Origin of the sequence: Streptomyces sp. NPDC047974, from assembly GCF_040653375.1 — a bacterium.
GTDB lineage: Bacteria > Actinomycetota > Actinomycetes > Streptomycetales > Streptomycetaceae > Streptomyces.
Window position 1 is genome coordinate 1 of record NZ_JBEZNU010000085.1, and the last position, 3,223, is coordinate 3,223.

A 3,223-nucleotide genomic window follows, 5' to 3' on the forward strand; every position below is an offset into this window, starting at 1 on the left:
TCATCCGCGAACTCGTCGCCGACGGCGTCACCGTCTTCCTCACCACCCAGTACCTCGAAGAAGCCGACCAACTCGCCGACCGCATCGCCGTCCTCGACGGCGGAAAGATCGTCGCCGAAGGCACCGCCGACCAGCTCAAGCGCCGGATCCCCGGCGGGCACGTCCGCCTCCGCTTCACCGGCCCCGACGCCTACCGCAGCGCCTCCGACGCGCTGCGCGAGGCGGCGGCCCGCGACGACGAGGCGCTGACCCTGCGGATCGCGAACGACGGAAGCCAGCGCGCCCTGCGGGCGCTGCTCGACCGGCTCGACGCGGCCGGCGTCGAGGCGGACGAACTCACCGTCCACACCCCCGACCTGGACGACGTCTTCTTCGCCCTCACCGAGTCGACCACCACCCTCCCCGCCCAGCCGAAGGAGCACGTCCGATGAGCACCCTGTCCCTCGCCGTCCGCGACTCGTCCACGATGCTCCGCCGGAACCTCCTGCACGCCCGCCGCTACCCGTCGCTCACGCTGAACCTGCTGCTGACGCCGGTCATGCTGCTCCTGCTCTTCGTCTACGTCTTCGGAGACGTGATGAGCGCCGGGATGGGCGGCGCGGACCGCTCCGCGTACGTCGCCTACCTGGTGCCCGGGCTGCTGCTCATGACCATCGGCTCCACCACCATCGGCACCGCGGTCTCCGTCGCCAACGACATGAACGAGGGGATCATCGCCCGCTTCCGGACGATGGCCGTCCACCGGCCGTCCGTCCTGGTCGGGCATGTGGTCGGCAGTGTCCTCCAGTCGGTCGCCGGCGTCGTCCTGGTGGGGGCGGTGGGGGTCGCGATCGGCTTCCGCTCCACCGGGGCCACCGCCCTCGAATGGCTCGCCGCCTTCGGCCTCCTGGTCGTCTTCGCCACCGCGCTCACCTGGATCGCGGTCGGCATGGGCCTGGTCTCGCCGAACGCGGAGGCCGCCTCCAACAACGCCCTCCCGCTGATCTTCCTGCCGCTCGTCTCCAGCACCTTCGTGCCGATCGAGCAGATGCCCGGCTGGTTCCAGCCCGTCGCCGCGTACCAGCCCTTCACTCCGGCGATCGAGACCCTTCGCGGACTCCTCCTGGGCACCGGGATCGGCCACAACGGCTGGCTCGCCCTCGCGTGGTGCGCCGGCCTCACGGTCCTCGGCTACGTCTGGTCCACCAAGACCTTCAACAAGGACCCCAAGTAGCGCCGTCGAAGAACGAGTCGAAGAAGGAGTCGAAGAAGAGACCGAAGAAGGAACCGAGGAAGCAGCGGACCGGCCCGATCCTGTCGAGATCTGGCCGGTCCGCTGTTTTTCGGCCTCCCGCGCTCCTTGATCATGGAGGCGGGAGACACGCCGGCACACGAGGAACGGAACGAGGGGGAACCGCCCATGGCCCTGGAGATGCGCGACCGCTGCGAGCGCTGCGGGACGGCGGCCCTGCCCGCCGACGGCGACGCCCGGATCTGTTCGTACGAGTGCACCTTCTGCGTCCCGTGCACGGAGGAGATGTCCGGCGTCTGCCCCAACTGCGGCGGCGAACTCCTGCCCCGTCCGCGTCGCGCGGGCTGACGCCAATGCCTCGGCCGGGTCGCCCATTTGGGGGCGGGTACGGTGAGGCGCATGAACATATGGACACGAGGAGTGGCGGGGGCCGCCGTGGGTGCGGTGCTCCTGCTGACGGGGTGTGAGACCTCGGACGTCACGGCGAACCCCGGGGACGGGAAGCCCCGGGACGCCCGGCAGGAGGGCGCCCCGCCGAAGGAGGCGGTGGCGGGCGACGCGGACCTGGCCCCCGTCGTCGGGGAGTGGAAGGAGACCGGCACGGAGGGCGACACCCCCTGGACCATCCGGATCTCCGCCGACGGGACGTTCTGGACCAGCGACGGAAGCGACGAATGCCAGGGCACGGTGAAGCCCGTCCCCTCCGAGGCGGACAAGGTCTGGCGCCACTTCCTGGCGGACGCGAACTGCGGCTGGGCGGGGCGGCAGCTGGCCCCGCTGCAGCTCGGCGAGGAGGACGGCGAGGAGAAGCTGATCCTCGTCAACGACGCGGGTGAGGGGAAGAAGGAGACCTACCTGCGCGCCGGCTAGCCGACCACGTCGAAGACCTGCTTCTGGACGCCGTTGGAGTACGTCTCGTGTTCCACGAGCCGCAGCTTCTGGGCGTCCTTGTCGGTGGTGCTGAAGAGGCGCTTGCCGGCGCCGAGGAGGAGCGGGAAGACCAGGAGGTGGTAGCGGTCGATCAGGCCCGCGTCCGCGAGGGCGCGGTTCAGGGTCGCGCTGCCGTGGACGATGATCGGGCCGCCTTCGGTCTCCTTCAGGGCGGCGACCTCGTCGAGGGTGCGCAGGATCGTGGTCGGGCCCCAGTCGGAGACGAGGTCGTCGTCGGTGAGCGTGGTGGAGACGACGTACTTCGGCATCTCCTTGTAGTCGGCGAAGTCCGCCATGCCGGGCCAGACGGGGCTGAAGGCCTGGTAGCTGGCGCGGCCGAGCAGCATCGCGGTCGCCTCCTGCTGCTCGCGGCCCTTGATCTCGTACGCCTCCGGGACGAAGTCGATGTCCTTGAAGGTCCAGCCCGCGTTCCGGTAGCCCTCCTCGCCGCCGGGGGCCTCGACGACGCCGTCGAGGGAGACGAAGGCGGAGCTGATGAGAGTGCGCATGTCGGTGCCTCGGTTCCGGGTTCTCGGCCGTGAAGCGGCTGCTGTCGTTTTCATGCTCTAGGACCGGGGCCGGTCGCGAAACTCATCGGCCTCCCCTGGCTCTTTTTCAAGCAAGCGTGCTTGATTGTTTTCGCGATCGCTGCCATGCTCCGACTCCTCAGGCCCGTCCTCCCGAGGGGAGCGCACCGTGTCCGACCCCGCCGACGTTCTCGCCGATCTCCGTGCCGAAGGCGATGAACTCGACGCGATCGTCAGCGAGTCGAGCGAGGAGAGCTGGCGGCTCGCGACGCCCGCGCCGCGCTGGAGCGTCGCCCATCAGATCGCCCATCTCGCCTGGACCGACCGGGCCGCCCTGCTCGCGGTCACCGACGCCGAGGGCTTCGCCGCCGAGGTGGAGAAGGCGCTCGCCTCGCCCGAGCGGTTCGTCGACGACGGGGCCGAGGAGGGCGCCGCGCTGCCGCCCGCCGAGCTGCTCGCCCGCTGGCGGGAGGGGCGACGGCTCCTGGAGGAGGCCTTGCGGAAGGTGCCGCCCGGCGGGCGGTTCCCCTGGTAC

The 3,223-nt window shown here is 70.5% G+C and carries 6 protein-coding genes; 5 read left to right on the top strand and 1 reads right to left on the bottom strand.

From position 1 onward, the window contains the following. The 4 genes from AB0E19_RS38280 to AB0E19_RS38295 all read left to right on the top strand — a co-directional run. Positions 1-431, top strand: a 431-nt coding sequence (locus tag AB0E19_RS38280) for a DUF4162 domain-containing protein (RefSeq protein ID WP_362189752.1), incomplete at its 5' end; no start/stop codon positions are given. Next, positions 428-1,213, top strand: a complete 786-nt coding sequence (locus AB0E19_RS38285) for an ABC transporter permease (protein ID WP_362189755.1) — start codon at positions 428-430, stop codon at positions 1,211-1,213. The genes AB0E19_RS38280 and AB0E19_RS38285, both read left to right, overlap by 4 nt. A gap of 186 nt (positions 1,214-1,399) precedes the next feature. Continuing rightward, entirely contained in the window at positions 1,400-1,579 is a 180-nt protein-coding gene (locus AB0E19_RS38290) for a DUF1272 domain-containing protein (protein WP_362189758.1), read from the top strand. Between the two features lie 51 nt (positions 1,580-1,630). Further along, on the top strand, positions 1,631-2,101 hold the full coding sequence (locus tag AB0E19_RS38295) for a hypothetical protein (protein WP_362189761.1): 471 nt from the start codon (positions 1,631-1,633) through the stop codon (positions 2,099-2,101). On the opposite strand, the gene AB0E19_RS38300 is transcribed toward AB0E19_RS38295, so the two are convergent. Next, positions 2,098-2,670 (bottom strand): dihydrofolate reductase family protein, encoded by a 573-nt coding sequence (locus AB0E19_RS38300; protein WP_362189764.1) that lies wholly within the window; start codon positions 2,668-2,670, stop codon positions 2,098-2,100. The two genes, AB0E19_RS38295 and AB0E19_RS38300, sit on opposite strands and share 4 nt — an antisense overlap. 187 nt (positions 2,671-2,857) lie before the next feature. Between AB0E19_RS38300 and AB0E19_RS38305 the strand changes: the two genes are divergently transcribed. Then, positions 2,858-3,223, top strand: a 366-nt coding sequence (locus AB0E19_RS38305; RefSeq protein WP_362189767.1) for a maleylpyruvate isomerase N-terminal domain-containing protein, incomplete at its 3' end; no start/stop codon positions are given.

What these genes read in the sequence shown, in the direction of transcription:
- AB0E19_RS38285 (WP_362189755.1), top strand. Translation starts at nt 428, where the DNA reads ATGAGCACCCTGTCCCTCGCCGTCCGCGACTCGTCCACGATGCTCCGC.
- AB0E19_RS38290 (WP_362189758.1), top strand. Translation starts at nt 1,400, where the DNA reads ATGGCCCTGGAGATGCGCGACCGCTGCGAGCGCTGCGGGACGGCGGCC.
- AB0E19_RS38295 (WP_362189761.1), top strand. Translation starts at nt 1,631, where the DNA reads ATGAACATATGGACACGAGGAGTGGCGGGGGCCGCCGTGGGTGCGGTG.
- AB0E19_RS38300 (WP_362189764.1), bottom strand. Translation starts at nt 2,670, where the DNA reads ATGCGCACTCTCATCAGCTCCGCCTTCGTCTCCCTCGACGGCGTCGTC.